Origin of the sequence: Rhizobium sp. CB3060 (genome assembly GCF_025200735.1) — a bacterium.
GTDB lineage: Bacteria > Pseudomonadota > Alphaproteobacteria > Rhizobiales > Rhizobiaceae > Rhizobium.
Window position 1 is genome coordinate 945,041 of record NZ_CP104158.1, and the last position, 13,929, is coordinate 958,969.

At 60.8% G+C, this 13,929-nt stretch carries 9 protein-coding genes; 6 read left to right on the forward strand and 3 right to left on the reverse strand.

Translation table 11 applies throughout. The features are described 5' to 3' along the window. Positions 1-38: 38 nt before the first annotated feature. On the reverse strand, positions 39-1,292 hold the full coding sequence (locus N2601_RS04690) for a GGDEF domain-containing protein (protein ID WP_104822661.1): 1,254 nt from the start codon (positions 1,290-1,292) through the stop codon (positions 39-41). 409 nt (positions 1,293-1,701) lie between these two features. Here N2601_RS04690 and clpP point away from each other — a divergent pair, with 409 nt between their 5' ends. The 4 genes from clpP to hupB all read left to right on the forward strand — a co-directional run bounded on the left by clpP (position 1,702) and on the right by hupB (position 7,237). Next, complete coding sequence (gene clpP / locus N2601_RS04695; protein WP_104822662.1) at positions 1,702-2,334, forward strand: ATP-dependent Clp endopeptidase proteolytic subunit ClpP; 633 nt, start codon at positions 1,702-1,704, stop codon at positions 2,332-2,334. Positions 2,335-2,636: 302 nt separating this feature from the next. Further along, positions 2,637-3,914: an ATP-dependent Clp protease ATP-binding subunit ClpX gene (clpX, locus tag N2601_RS04700; RefSeq protein ID WP_028753990.1), complete on the forward strand. Its 1,278-nt coding sequence runs from the start codon at positions 2,637-2,639 to the stop codon at positions 3,912-3,914. Positions 3,915-4,335: 421 nt separating this feature from the next. Then, positions 4,336-6,756, forward strand: a complete 2,421-nt coding sequence (lon, locus tag N2601_RS04705) for an endopeptidase La (protein ID WP_104822663.1) — start codon at positions 4,336-4,338, stop codon at positions 6,754-6,756. 205 nt (positions 6,757-6,961) lie between these two features. Further along, a complete protein-coding gene (hupB, locus tag N2601_RS04710) occupies positions 6,962-7,237 on the forward strand; it encodes a DNA-binding protein HupB (protein WP_104822664.1) in 276 nt (91 codons plus the stop codon). Positions 7,238-7,362: 125 nt separating this feature from the next. Here hupB and N2601_RS04715 read toward each other — a convergent pair whose 3' ends face one another. Further along, the gene (locus tag N2601_RS04715) at positions 7,363-7,710 is read right to left on the reverse strand and encodes a hypothetical protein (protein ID WP_104822665.1); all 348 of its coding nucleotides are present in this window, start codon (positions 7,708-7,710) and stop codon (positions 7,363-7,365) included. A 209-nt stretch (positions 7,711-7,919) separates the two neighbouring features. Next, on the reverse strand, positions 7,920-8,906 hold the full coding sequence (locus tag N2601_RS04720; protein ID WP_104822666.1) for an aldo/keto reductase: 987 nt from the start codon (positions 8,904-8,906) through the stop codon (positions 7,920-7,922). 219 nt (positions 8,907-9,125) lie between these two features. On the opposite strand from N2601_RS04720, the gene N2601_RS04725 reads away from it, so the two are divergent. Beyond that, positions 9,126-10,361, forward strand: a complete 1,236-nt coding sequence (locus N2601_RS04725) for a metallophosphoesterase family protein (RefSeq protein WP_104822667.1) — start codon at positions 9,126-9,128, stop codon at positions 10,359-10,361. Positions 10,362-10,364: 3 nt separating this feature from the next. Then, positions 10,365-13,826 (forward strand): ATP-binding protein, encoded by a 3,462-nt coding sequence (locus N2601_RS04730; RefSeq protein WP_104822668.1) that lies wholly within the window; start codon positions 10,365-10,367, stop codon positions 13,824-13,826. The last annotated feature ends 103 nt before the right edge of the window (positions 13,827-13,929 follow it).

Genomic DNA, 13,929 nt, shown 5'->3' on the forward strand with positions numbered 1-13,929 from the left:
GAAAGGATTATCGGAATAAAGCGGATGGGAAAAGGCCGTTACATCCGTGCCAGCGTACCGAGGCGGCGCAGCGCATGAATCTGATCATCGAGTGTCGGCACAAGCTCGCCGCCGTTCGGATCGGGCGGGGTATCGGTGGCCATTGCCGCTTCCGCCTCGCTGAAGACGATCGTGCAATTGCGGCCGCCGCGCTTGGCGGCATAAAGCGCCCGATCTGCGGCGGAAACCAATCGGTCCCAATTGGCGTTTTCGCATGGCATGATCGCCAGACCGATGCTGACGGTCGCTGGCACTAACGAGCGGCCGGCAAGCAGCGGCACACGGCAGAAGTCCAGGCGGATCGTCTCGGCGATCGCCTCGGCCTCCGCTTGGTCGTCTACGAGGATGAAGGCGGTAAATTCCTCGCCACCCATGCGGCCGAATGCGCCGTTGCGAGGCACGAACTGTCGTCCGATGCGAGCGAATTCGGCAAGCACGATATCGCCCGTCTGGTGGCCATAACGGTCGTTGATCGCCTTGAAGTGATCGAGATCGAACAGCAGCGTGGCGATCTTCTGCGAGTCTTTGGTCGTCTTTCCGGCGACAAGTTCGAAATAATCCTGCAGGCCGCGTCGGTTCAGCACGCCCGTCAGCGTATCCGTGACCGATATAGCCCGCCAGCGTCGTTCGGACCGCTCCATCATCAGCTTGCCAGTGAGTGCGATTGCCGTGGTGATCAGCAACGCGCTGCCAAGGGCGGAGTAGCTGCGATAGCTCTGCGCTTCCTCAAGGTTGAGCTGCAGAAGCGTCATCGACATGGCGGAAACGAAGCAAAGGCAGGCGAGCGCCATGAAAACGAAGCCGAGCAGACCGCGCACCCCTTCGCGCCGGCCTTCCGCCGGGCGGACCGCAGCGGCGAGCAACGTCGCGCCGACCGCGCCAGCGAGATCGTAGAGGATGACGCGATTGACGAAACTCTCGTGAATCCAAGGCAGTTCGACCCCGGCAAACCAGATGGCCGGCGGGAACAGCGCCCGCCAGTCCAGCCGGCGATTGTCCATCCAGCAAAAGCCGGCGATCCAGGCACTTTCGCCGAGCAGAGCGATGCCGTTGCCGACTTCGATCGACAGGAAATCCGGAATGAAGCCGCGCGCTGCCACGAGGGCGAACCCGACGGCGCTGACGGTGAAGCCCAGCGACCACATCAAATAGGCAGGCGTCTGGCGATCATGCCGCCAGGCAAAGAAAAGCACGGTTGCGAGCGTAATCGCTTCCGAACACCAGATGGTGAGGCCCGTTGTGATATTGAGCACGATATGCGTTTCTCCTTTACCGTGGCGCGGATTTCGTCGGCGCAAAGGACACGGTAACGCTTGCAATGGAGGCATCATCGCCGAATAAGATGGTGAGTTCCTTAAGTCGCTTGGTAAATTTTACCTGCGCATGGGATTACGCTGTGCCAAGCTCGTCTGCGCTTCATCCTTCCTTCACCCTGCAGTTGGGAAAAGCGGTGGACCGCGCGAAGAGCGTCATCGGAGCTATTGGCATGAGGAAATCAGCGGTTAGAAACGCTTCCTCAACATCTCCTGGGCCATTAGGCCTTTTTGACGTTATCCTTTCGCGCGTCTTGAAGTGCAGGGCAGTGACACTCTATGTAGGGTAAGGGATTTTATTCGATTCCCGGCGTTTTCGCCGCCGGGGCAAGCTTGGTAAAGGACGCACATGAGAAATCCAGTCGATACAGCTATGGCTCTGGTGCCGATGGTTGTTGAGCAGACCAACCGCGGGGAACGGTCTTACGACATCTATTCTCGCCTGCTGAAGGAACGCATCATCTTCCTGACGGGCCCGGTCGAAGATCAAATGGCGACGCTGGTCTGCGCCCAGCTTCTCTTCCTCGAGGCGGAAAACCCGAAGAAAGAAATCGCGCTCTACATCAATTCCCCGGGCGGCGTTGTCACCGCCGGCATGGCAATCTATGACACCATGCAGTTCATCAAGCCCGCCGTATCCACGCTTTGCATCGGCCAGGCCGCCTCGATGGGCTCGCTGCTGCTTGCGGCCGGCGACAAGGACATGCGTTTCGCCACGCCGAATTCCCGCATCATGGTTCACCAGCCTTCCGGCGGCTTCCAGGGTCAGGCTTCGGACATCGAGCGTCACGCCCGCGACATCATCAAGATGAAGCGCCGCCTGAACGAAGTCTACGTCAAGCATTGCGGCCGGACTTACGAAGAGGTTGAACAAACGCTCGATCGTGACCATTTCATGTCCTCCGATGAGGCGAAGGAATGGGGTCTGATCGACAAGGTGCTGACGTCTCGTACTGAAATGGAAGGTGAAACCCCCGCCTGAGTTATCCACGGGCGGTGTCTTCTACGCCACAGTTCTATCCCATTTGTGATCGAATAGGGGTTTAATGTGGTGTAGAACACGGTAATAGTAAGCATTAATGCTATGTAGCGATTTTATGACATAGCATTCGGCATTCGAAGGGGGATTCGTTGCCACCGCAGCCCGGATATGTTGTCTGGGCTACGTTCAGTACCCCGAAGAGCGCCGCGATCTGCTGATAAACGAGGGGCAGGTCCGGTGGGCGCATTGAGTGGACCGCGATTTCAATCTGGGAATCAGCGGCGTGCTGGAAGGAAAATGATATGAGCAAAGTCAGCGGCAGCAACGGCGGCGACTCCAAGAATACCCTGTATTGTTCATTCTGCGGCAAGAGCCAGCATGAAGTCCGGAAGCTTATTGCCGGACCGACCGTCTTCATCTGCGATGAATGCGTCGAGCTCTGCATGGATATCATCCGCGAGGAGAACAAGTCCTCGATGGTGAAATCCCGTGACGGCGTGCCGACACCGCAGGATATTATCAAGGTTCTCGACGAATACGTCATCGGCCAGAGGCAGGCGAAGAAGATCCTGTCAGTGGCAGTTCATAACCACTACAAGCGTCTCGCGCATGCGTCGAAGAACGGCGATGTCGAACTGGCGAAGTCGAACATCATGCTCGTCGGCCCGACCGGCTGCGGCAAGACCTACCTCGCACAGACGCTGGCCCGTATCATCGACGTGCCGTTCACCATGGCTGACGCCACGACGCTAACCGAAGCCGGTTACGTCGGCGAAGATGTCGAAAACATCATCCTGAAGCTGCTGCAGGCTGCCGACTACAATGTCGAGCGCGCTCAGCGCGGCATCGTCTACATCGACGAAGTCGACAAGATCTCGCGCAAGTCGGACAATCCGTCGATCACCCGCGATGTTTCGGGCGAAGGCGTGCAGCAGGCGCTGCTGAAGATCATGGAAGGCACGGTCGCTTCGGTTCCTCCCCAGGGTGGCCGCAAGCATCCGCAGCAGGAATTCCTGCAGGTCGACACCACGAACATCCTGTTCATCTGCGGCGGCGCTTTTGCCGGTCTCGACAAGATCATCTCCGCCCGCGGCGAAAAGACCTCGATCGGCTTCAGCGCCGCTGTCAAGGCACCGGATGACCGTCGCGTCGGCGAAGTGCTGCGCGAACTGGAGCCGGAAGACCTGGTCAAGTTCGGCCTGATCCCGGAGTTCATTGGCCGTCTGCCGGTTCTGGCGACGCTGGAAGACCTCGACGAGGATGCGCTGATCCAGATCCTGTCGGAACCGAAGAACGCGCTCGTCAAGCAGTATCAGCGCCTGTTCGAGATGGAAGATGTCGAGTTGACTTTCCACGAAGATGCGCTGCGCGAAATCGCCCGCAAGGCGATCGTGCGCAAGACCGGCGCTCGCGGCCTGCGCTCGATCATGGAAAAGATCCTGCTCGACACCATGTTCGATCTGCCGGCGCTGGAAGGTGTTCGCGAAGTGGTCATCTCCGAAGAGGTCGTTCGCGGCTCCGCCCGCCCGCTCTACATCTATGCCGACCGGCAGGAAGAAAAGGCAAACGCCACTGCCTAATTGCCGGATTTGCGGTTGAAATCAGGGGCTCGTCGTTGACGGGCCCCTTTCTATTTGAAAAATCGTACAGTTTCCTGATAAAGTCCGGGATAAGCTTATTGGAACGCCGACGAAACCGGTTGTGAAGAGCGCTTGCCGCGGCCATGATGGCGTGATTCTGGGAATCCTCGGCGGATATGATTTTGCGTCCGGCTTCGGTCCTTGTGGGGCCCGTGTTGCCGGCAATGTTCGAGTAGCCGTGGCCCGGTATTTGTTGTTGCGTTCCTCCTCGTGACATGCGCGTTTCGCCACCCTGCAGCGCGTTTTGCGCGACTTGAAATGAATGATGTGAAGCTCCACTTCTAACCCAAGTGAGAGAGCCGGCTAATTCCCCCCATGCCGGCAGAAGAGCCCGGGAACGGGACGACGGAAAGGAAATGACATGACTAAGAAAACGTCTGCGGCAAATGAGAGCATTGCCTATCCGGTATTGCCATTGCGCGACATCGTGGTTTTCCCCCACATGATCGTGCCGCTGTTCGTCGGACGGGAGAAGTCCATCCGCGCGCTGGAAGAGGTCATGGGGTCCGACAAGCAGATAATGCTCGTCACCCAGATCAATGCCAGCGACGATGATCCCGCCCCGGACGCAATCCACAGGGTCGGCACGGTAGCCAATGTGCTGCAGCTCCTGAAGCTCCCAGACGGCACCGTCAAGGTGCTGGTCGAGGGCCGGGCACGCGCAGAGATCGACACTTATACGGGCCGCGAGGATTTTTACGAGGCCCTCGGCCATGTCCTGAATGAGCCGAATGAAGATCCGGTCGAACTGGAAGCGCTGAGCCGCTCGGTCGTTTCGGAATTCGAAAGCTACGTGAAGCTTAACAAGAAGATTTCGCCGGAAGTGGTTGGCGCCGCCAGCCAGATCGACGACTACTCGAAGCTCGCCGATACCGTCGCTTCGCATCTGTCGATCAAGATCACCGAGAAGCAGGAAATGCTGGAAACCACCAGCGTCAAGGGCCGCCTCGAAAAGGCGCTCGGCTTCATGGAGGGCGAGATTTCGGTTCTGCAGGTCGAAAAGCGTATCCGCTCGCGCGTCAAGCGCCAGATGGAGAAGACCCAGCGCGAATACTACCTGAATGAGCAGATGAAGGCGATCCAGAAGGAACTCGGCGACGGCGAAGAAGGCCGCGACGAGATGGCCGAACTGGAAGAGCGCATCTCCAAGACGAAGCTCTCCAAGGAAGCCAAGGAAAAGGCCGATGCGGAGCTGAAGAAGCTGCGTCAGATGAGCCCGATGTCGGCGGAAGCCACCGTCGTGCGCAACTATCTCGACTGGCTGCTGGGCATCCCCTGGCACAAGAAGTCGAAGATCAAGACCGATCTGAACAATGCCGAGAAGATCCTTGAAGCGGATCATTTCGGTCTCGACAAGGTCAAGGAGCGCATCGTCGAATATCTGGCCGTCCAGGCGCGCGCGACGAAGATCAAAGGCCCGATCCTTTGCCTCGTTGGCCCTCCGGGCGTCGGCAAGACCTCGCTCGCGCAGTCGATCGCCAAGGCGACCGGCCGTGAGTATGTCCGCATGGCGCTTGGCGGCGTTCGTGACGAAGCCGAAATCCGCGGTCACCGCCGCACCTATATCGGCTCGATGCCCGGCAAGGTCATCCAGTCGATGAAGAAGGCCAAGAAGTCCAACCCGCTCTTCCTGCTCGACGAAATCGACAAGATGGGCATGGATTTCCGCGGCGATCCGTCTTCGGCCCTGCTGGAAGTACTGGACCCGGCGCAGAACTCGACCTTCATGGATCACTACCTGGAAGTCGAATACGATCTGTCCGACGTGATGTTCATCACGACGGCGAACACGCTGAACATCCCTGCGCCGCTGATGGACCGCATGGAAATCATTCGTATCGCCGGCTACACCGAAGACGAGAAGCGCGAAATCGCCAAGCGGCACCTGCTGCCGAAGGCCATCAAGGAACATGCGCTGCAGCCGAATGAATTTTCGGTCAGCGACGACGCCCTGATGGCGATCAGCCAGCAGTACACCCGCGAAGCCGGCGTGCGTAACTTCGAGCGCGAATTGATGAAGCTCGCCCGCAAGGCGGTCACCGAGATCATCAAGGGCAAGGCCAAGTCCGTCGCGGTCACCGCTGCGAATATCGACGAATATCTCGGCGTTCCGCGCTTCCGCCATGGCGAAGCGGAACGCGACGATCAGGTCGGCGTTGTCACCGGTCTCGCCTGGACGGAAGTCGGCGGCGAGTTGCTGACGATCGAAGGCGTGATGATGCCGGGCAAGGGCCGCATGACGGTCACCGGCAACCTGAAGGAAGTCATGAAGGAATCGATTTCCGCGGCGGCCTCGTATGTCCGCTCGCGCGCCGTCGATTTCGGCGTCCAGCCGCCGCTCTTCGACAAGAGCGACATCCACGTGCACGTGCCGGAAGGTGCGACGCCGAAGGATGGTCCCTCGGCTGGTGTCGCCATGGCGACCGCCATCGTCTCGATCATGACCGGCATCCCCGTTTCCAAGGATGTCGCCATGACCGGTGAAATCACGCTGCGTGGCCGCGTGCTGCCGATCGGCGGCCTGAAGGAAAAGCTGCTTGCTGCACTTCGCGGCGGCATCAAGAAGGTGCTGATTCCGGAGGAAAACGCCAAGGATCTGGCGGAGATTCCGGACAACGTGAAGAACAACATGGAGATCGTTCCGGTATCGCGCATGGGCGAGGTGATCAAGCATGCGCTGATCCGCAGACCGGAGCCGATCGAGTGGGATGGCACCGTTGAAACGCCCGTGATCGCAACGGTTGAAGGCGTCGACGATGTGGGTGCTGCCATCGCGCACTAGGCGTGGTTGAGCCTCATTTGCGCCGAATTGACATGAAACCAGAAAAGACCGGCAAAATGCCGGTCTTTTTTGTGAAAAGCTTTTGACAGCGCTTGCTTTTCCTTGATTTGCAGGGCTTTTGGGGGTTGCGGCGGGCTAGAGCACTCGTATTCTGCGCCCCGCTTACAAGATGAGTCGTTTCATACCAGTAGAAAGGGGTGGAAACATGAATAAGAATGAGCTCGTGTCCGCAGTGGCCGAGAAGGCCGGTATTACGAAGGCTGACGCTGCTTCCGCTGTTGACGCTGTTTTCGATACCGTCCAGTCTGAACTGAAGAAGGGCGGCGACATTCGTCTCGCAGGTTTCGGCAGCTTCACCGTTTCCCACCGTGCAGCTACGAAGGGCCGTAACCCGTCCACCGGCGCTGAAGTTGATATCGCGGCTCGTAACGTGCCGAAGTTCACGCCCGGCAAGGGCCTGAAGGACGCCGTCAACGGCTGATCCGTTTTCACCCGCCTATTGGGGCTTTTGCTCCGTGGCGGAGGATATAGGGGGTTCGAAGCATTTCGGACCCCCTTTTTTGTAGCAATGCCACCAATGACTATTTTCGGCTAGGTACGCCAACTCTACTCGCCGCTGCGGGGGCGATCATGACCGGAGACGAGCCCGGTCGAAACCACGGTCTCGAAATACTCGACCTTCAAATCGAAGGAGCGCAAAAGCTTCTGGGTACTTGCCTTCACCACCGCATCGTCAAAATCACCTTTGCCAAAGTGACCGGCAGAGGCCATATCGGCCCAAAAGCTCATAACCACCAGCTCATTGTTCTCGCCACGAACCCTGCGGGCGAGGGTCGCCCCAAGATGGCCGGGAAGCAGCGCCATTTCAACAAAGGTGGTCGTCTCAAGATGCTTCGCATAAGCTGCCAGCACCTCGTCAGAGCCAGCAACGGCCCGCCAAGAACGAACAATCATATCAATTCCCTATCCCGCCTGGAGGGTGCTTGTAGCCCCCATTTCCTGATGTCCGATCGTGATTTATGCACCACTTTCGCTGCCCGGCAATCTCAATTGCTGGCGTAGTGGAGGCTCGGAATTCCAGAGGGCGATCAAAGAAGCGTTGGGACAAAAAATCTGCGGCCGGATCTGCACCCGGCCATGCGTTTTCCTAGAAACTCCTATCGTTACCAGCGGTGATGAACGTGCGGGGCGATCAGACGTTCGTAGATCTCGCGCGTTGCCGCCATGACATCGGCCGAAAGCGGCGCAAGATTGGCGGCTGCCGCATTGGCTCTGGCCTGCTCGGCATTGCGCGCACCGGGGATGACGACGGTGACTGCTTCGCTCATCAGGATCCAGCGCAGTGCGAACGCTGCCATGCTGGCGCCCGCCGGAACCAGCTTGCGCACTTCTTCGACCGCCTGCAGGCCGACCTCAAAAGGAACGCCGGCAAAGGTCTCACCGACATCGAAGGCCTCGCCGTGGCGGTTGAAGTTGCGATGATCGTCGCTGGCGAACTGGGTATCGCGGGTGATCTTGCCGGAAAGCAGGCCGGAGGCCAACGGCACACGGGCAATGACCGCAACGTTCTTGCGCCTGGCTTCCTTGAAGAACAGGTGGTCCGGGCGTTGGCGGAAGATGTTGTAGATGATCTGGATGCTGAGCACGCCCGGATATTCGATCGCCTTCAGCGCCTCCTCGACTTTCTCGACGCTGACGCCGTAGCCCTTGATCTTTCCGGTCTTCTGTAGCTCGTCAAGGCCGGCAAAGACTTCGGGGCGGTAGAGCACCTCTGTCGGCGGGCAATGCAACTGCACGAGGTCCAGGCTGTCGACGCCGAGGTTTTTCAGGCTGCGGTCGATGAAGCCTTCGAGATTGGCCTTGTTATAGCCGTCGGCGACGTGCGGGTTGAGTCGACGGCCGGCTTTGGTCGCGACCATCGGGTGCGTGCCGCCGCGCGCCTTCAACACGTCTGCGATGATCTTTTCTGAGCGGCCGTCGCCATAGACGTCGGCCGTGTCGATGAAGGTCATGCCGGCGTCGAGCGCAGCATTCAAGGCGGCGCGGCCGTCCGCCTCGCTGACATCACCCCAGGCGCCGCCGATTTGCCAGGCGCCGAAGCCGACATTTGTAACGATAAAGGGCGTGCGGCCAAAAGCATCGTGTTTCATGGAATTGTCTCCGTTCGTGATGAAATGCCAAGGCACTACCAGCCGCTCAGAGTGCGGACAAGCCTGGGGCGACATTGCAAGATCGCAATCGCGTGACATAGGAGCATGACAGGACCCGGCAATAGATGAAAGCGTTGGATGACCTCTCCCGCATGGTGTTCATCGGCCCCGTATTTCCGTAAAAAGAAGGTGCCAGATATCTGACGATGACCGGAGCTTATGCCCTCTTTCAGTTTCATCCACGCCGCCGATCTGCATCTCGGCAGTCCTTTTCAGGGGCTGGCGTTGAAAGATGCTGCTATCGCCGCCGTCTTCGTGGAAGCGAGCCGCAAGGCCTTTTCGACGCTGGTGGGGCTGGCGATCGAGAAAGCGGTCGATTTCTTCCTTATCGCTGGCGATGTCTATGACGGCGATTGGAAGGACAACAAGATCGGCCTGTTCTTCAATCGGGAAATGGCGCGGCTGGAGCGGGCCGGCATCCGGGTCTATCTGCTACGCGGCAATCACGACGCGGCGAGCGTCATCACCAAGACCATTACCCTGCCAGCCAATGTCCATGAATTCCCGACCAACAAGCCCGGCTCCGTCAGGCTGGATGGGTTGCAGGTAGCGCTGCACGGGCAGGGCTTTGCCGAGCGCTCTGCCAACGATAATCTGGCGCTTGCCTATCCGGCGCCCGTGTCCGGCTGGTTCAATATCGGCATTCTCCATACCTCGCTCACCGGCCGCGAGCCGCACGCGCCTTACGCGCCGTGTTCGGTCGATGATCTGCGTTCGCGCGGTTACGATTATTGGGCGCTTGGCCACGTGCACGACTATGAGGTGGTGGCAAACGACCCGCTGGTGGTTTTTCCGGGCAACCTGCAGGGCCGCAGCATTCGCGAGCGCGGGGCAAAGGGCGCCGTGCTGGTCACGGTCGAGGAAGGCTGCGTCAGCCACGAACGCTTGATCGTCGACGAGGCGCGGTTTGCGCAGGCCGATATTGCCGTCGATCCCGAGGACGATCAGGCCGCAATCCTGCGCCGCGTCGAGCAGGCGGTGCAGCCACTTGCCGGTGACATGGCGGGACGCATGACGGCGCTGCGCGTTCGGCTATCGGGCATCACGCCGTTGCAGGGCGCCATTGCCGCCAATCGCCGGCAATGGCGCGACGAGGTCGAGGCCGCCTGCCATCGCGTGCATGAGGATATCTGGCTGGAGAAGCTAGAACTGCGCCTGGAGCCACCTGTCGCAAGCGCTGTCGAGGCCAACGGCACGCTCGATCTCGGCCAATTGCTGGCCGAACATGCCGGTGATGCGGATATCGTCGCGGAAGCGCAAAGGCTCGTTGGCGAAATCGCGATGCGCTTGCCCTCCGGCCTCGGCGCAGCGGAGTTGCCGCTTGACGACACCATCGAGATGCTGATCGAGGAGGCGCGGCAATTGCTGCTGGCGCGCGGGCAGGGGGCAGGCTGACCCATGCGCTTCGATCGGCTCGACATTCTCCGCTACGGCGCGCTCACCGACCGCACGCTCGATTTTCGTGCAGGTGCGAAACTGCATGTGATTTATGGGCCGAACGAGGCGGGGAAATCCTCGGCGCTCAGTGCCATTTCGGATCTGCTTTTCGGCTTTCCCGTTGCCGCCGAACAAAGCTTCCTGCATGAGCCGACGAGCCTTCGTGTCGGCGCTGCAATCAGCGCGCGGGATGGTGCGTCGCTGGCTTTCCGCCGCCGCCGCGGGCGCAAGAACACTCTGCTCGCCCCCGACGACAAGGAGGGGCCACTTGCGGAAGATGCCTTGGCGCCGTTCCTCGGCCATTTGAGCCGCGATGTCTTCGAGCGCGCTTTCGGGCTCGATTCTCTCCGATTGCGGCAAGGCGCGACGGCCATGCTGCGCAGCGGCGGCGAGATCGGCAGCCTGTTGTTTTCCGCCGCCTCGGGCCTCACCGGCCTGTCGCGGCTGCGGCAGTCTCTCGATGGTGAAGCGGACGGCATCTATGCCCAGCGGCGGTCGAAGGATCGCAGTTTCTACCGCGCTCTGGACCGCCATGACGAGGCCCGTAGGGCCGAACGCGACAATGAGCTCAAATCCGGTGACTGGAAGAAGTTGCTGGCGGAAGCCGTCGAATTGGAAGGCGAATTGGAGCGCCTGCAGGACCTGCGTCGCCAGACGCGTCAGGCGCTAGACCGGCTGCAGAGATTGAAGACGCTGCAGCCGCTGCTGGCCGAAATCGATGGCGAGATCGCAGCTCTCGACCGCCTCGCTGATCTCTCGGTTTTACCGGACAATTTTGCGGATCGACTGGAGCGAAGCCTGAGCGACAAGCGCGCCGCCGAGGACGAGCTGCGCCGTGCCCAGCAATTGGCCGCACGCACCGGCGAAGAGCTGTCGCTGATTGAGATAGACGAAACGCTGCTGCGGATATCGAACGACATCACGCAGCTTTTTGCCGATAGCGGCAATTATCGCAGCCAGCGCCATGACCTGCCGCGTGTCGATCAGGAGTTGGCGAGCTATGATGCGGAGCTCGCACAGCTTGCCCGCCGCCTCGGCCTTTCAGATGTTGCGCAATTGGAAAAACGGCAACCGAGCGATGCCGACCGCGCGCGCCTCTCGGAACTGGTGGAAGAGGGCAGGCGGTTGCTGCTCCGTGCCCAGGCAATTGCAGAGCAATTGGACAGCGAGCGCGGGCAGCTCGTGGCGCTGGAGAGGGATGGCCTTGCCGGCCGTTTGATCGATCCCCGGCCCCACGTCGACCAACTGGAGTCACTGACCGGTGATCTAACCGCTCTTGCCCGTCTCGACGCGTTGGAGACGCATATCCGCCGTGCCGAGGCAGACCTTGGCGAGGCCGCTGCCCGCCTGCGTCCTCCTGTTGCCGATGTCGAGGCGCTATTTTCCGCGCCGCTGCCGGACAGTGCCGAGATCGCCACGCATCGCGAGGCTATCGATGCTGCCCGCGGCAGCCTGCGTGAGGCGTCCGACAAGGTGCGCCTCCATGATGAGCAGTTGGCTGAGATCGAGCAGGCGCTGGAGGATGCTGAGCGCACGGGCCCGATCGTCACACGTGAACAGATCGCCGGCGCACGCAATGCTCGCGATGGCCTATGGCAATCGATCCGCGACGGGCTGGCGGATGGTGGACCGGCTCCCGATGGAAAAGCCATCGCCAGGTTCACGACGAGCCTTGCGGAAGCGGATCGGCTGGCCGATGCGGCGCTGAGTGATGCGGACCGTGTTTCTCGCCATGCGGATAATCTATTGCGCCGCGCGCGGCTGCAGCAGGAGCGTGAGGCGGCCGCAAAGCGACTGCAACAGTGCGAAGAGAAATCCGCAAAAGCGCTCGCCACCTTTGCCGCGCTCTTCGAGCCCTGCGGTATCGCCGCGCTCGATCCAGCGGCCATGCTGGAATGGCGGCGCGCGGTTGAAGGGTTGTTCCGCGAGCGTCGGGCTCTGCGCGATCTGGTGGACGAGCGGGATGAAGCTGCCCGTGCCGAAGCGCGTGTGTCTCCGGCGCTAAAAGATATCGCCGACGCCACCGGCTATAAGAGCGGCCGGCTACCGTCAGGCGCCATGGCGGAAGGGTTGCGAAAACATCTTCGCCTGCTTTCGGAGCGTTGGAATGAAAGTCGCACGCGCGAAGGCGAGATCGCCTCGGCGCGCGACCGGCTGACGCGTCTTGGTGAACAGAGCCAAGATATCGAGCGGCGGCAGGCCGGTTGGCGCGACGCGTTTGGTAAAGCTGTCCTCCCGTTCGGTCTTCCCGCAGATGCGACGCTGGAGATGGCTGCCGCTGCCTTGAAGGCATGGATGGAACTGCCGGATGTCTTGGCGGAGCATGACAATCGTCAACGCCGTGTCAGCGGCATGCGCCGCGACATGGCCGATTTCGAGCGTCGGCTTGCAACACTTGCCGCAACCGCCGGCTATGAACTCGACCACCTGCCGCCGGACGCCGCGGCCGAGGCGCTGCACGCTCGTGCCAATGGGGCGCGCGGTGAGCAGAAGAAGCGCGACCAGCTCGATGAGGAGCGTCAGCGCGCCGAGGCACAGGCCCTCCGCTGCAGTGACGCGCTTGCAACGGTGGTGGCTGATCTTGCTCGTCTGACTGCCGATCTGCCCGAGGATGCCGATCTGCCGGCATTGCTGTCGCGCCTGCGCGAACGTGCCCGGCTGAACACGAGGCTGATGGAAAGCCGCGACCGTTTCCGCCAGCAGGCCGATGGCGGCAGCGAGGATGAGAGCCGCGCGCAGCTCGCCGGCTTCGAGCGCATCGCCGCGGAGCTGGAAATCGAGCGGCTGACCGCCGAAGATCTCCGGCAATTCACCGCCCATGGCGAGCTGGTGGCGCGCCACGCGGAAAACCAGCGCCAGCAGCGTGCGCTGGAAACCGGTGTCAGCGCCGAACATGCCGTCTTCGAGAAGCTCTCCGCCGAGCAGGAGGCCAAGGACCTTGCGCGGCAATGGGTGGTGCTGAAACTCGCGGCACGGATGCTGGCAAGCTCGATGGAGGCCTATCGCGAGCGGCAGGCCGATCCGGTCATCAAGCGGGCAGGGGATTTGTTCTCCTTGCTGACCGGCCACCGCTTCGCGCGACTGGTCGAGGAACATGACGAGAGGGATGCGCTGCAACTGCTGGCGGAGCGCTCAGGTGGCGAGCGCGTGCCGCTGGATGGCTTGAGCGAGGGGACCGGCGATCAGCTTTATCTGGCGCTGCGGCTCGCCTTCCTCGAAGATTATTCCTCCCGCAACGAGCCCGCGCCGTTGATCGTCGACGACATCTTCCAGACCTTCGACGATGACCGCGCCAGCGCCGGCCTGAAGGCGCTCGCCGGCACGGCGGAGCGTTTCCAGACTATTCTCTTCACCCATGAAATGAGCCTGGTCGAGATTGCCAAACGGGAGATCGGCAAGGACTTGGACCTGATCCAACTGTAAAGCGCCGACATCGGCGTTGTCGCTTGGATGACGTCATCGAATGGCATAGGCTTGCGGCAGAGAACGAGGCGCGGCAGGCGCTGCGCTGGTGGAAGCAGGAGAA

Bases quoted from the DNA above. Each gene is read 5' to 3' on its own strand.
- clpX (WP_028753990.1), top strand. From the start codon at position 2,637: ATGAGCAAAGTCAGCGGCAGCAACGGCGGCGACTCCAAGAATACCCTG.
- lon (WP_104822663.1), top strand. From the start codon at position 4,336: ATGACTAAGAAAACGTCTGCGGCAAATGAGAGCATTGCCTATCCGGTA.
- N2601_RS04730 (WP_104822668.1), top strand. From the start codon at position 10,365: ATGCGCTTCGATCGGCTCGACATTCTCCGCTACGGCGCGCTCACCGAC.
- clpP (WP_104822662.1), top strand. From the start codon at position 1,702: ATGAGAAATCCAGTCGATACAGCTATGGCTCTGGTGCCGATGGTTGTT.
- N2601_RS04725 (WP_104822667.1), top strand. From the start codon at position 9,126: ATGCCCTCTTTCAGTTTCATCCACGCCGCCGATCTGCATCTCGGCAGT.
- hupB (WP_104822664.1), top strand. From the start codon at position 6,962: ATGAATAAGAATGAGCTCGTGTCCGCAGTGGCCGAGAAGGCCGGTATT.
- N2601_RS04720 (WP_104822666.1), bottom strand. From the start codon at position 8,906: ATGAAACACGATGCTTTTGGCCGCACGCCCTTTATCGTTACAAATGTC.
- N2601_RS04715 (WP_104822665.1), bottom strand. From the start codon at position 7,710: ATGATTGTTCGTTCTTGGCGGGCCGTTGCTGGCTCTGACGAGGTGCTG.